Below are 290 nucleotides of genomic sequence, written 5' to 3'. Positions count from 1 at the left end.
CAGTGGAGACTCCGGTGTATCGAGGATCAGGCTATCATTGATATCGCGGGTGTCTTCCTCAGAGAAATCTTCAGTTTTAGTTCCGCGCCGGGCGATAGCTTCATCCAACCCTTTCAACAACGTTTTGCACGGCAAATTCATCTCCTGCGCCCATGCCAGCACCAGCGCCCGATGCAATAACGGCATGTTATCTGCCTGCTCCGCGTAGCTGTCGAGCATATGCTGCCAGTATTCCGGTTGTTGCGTTACGCCGATCGCCTGGCTGGCCTGCCAGTCGGCGTACCATGCCC

The 290-nt window shown here is 55.9% G+C and carries 1 protein-coding gene; it reads right to left on the bottom strand.

The window, feature by feature from the left end:
* The coding region (locus SB756_RS29300; protein ID WP_410913054.1) for a hypothetical protein at positions 1 to 290 on the bottom strand (290 nt) is incomplete at both ends.

The organism is Pseudomonas sp. SIMBA_068 (genome assembly GCF_046534705.1).
In the GTDB taxonomy this organism is placed as follows: domain Bacteria; phylum Pseudomonadota; class Gammaproteobacteria; order Pseudomonadales; family Pseudomonadaceae; genus Aquipseudomonas; species Aquipseudomonas putida.
The sequence above is the reverse complement of the archived record's forward strand: the minus strand, read 5'-3'. Positions and strand labels throughout refer to the sequence as shown.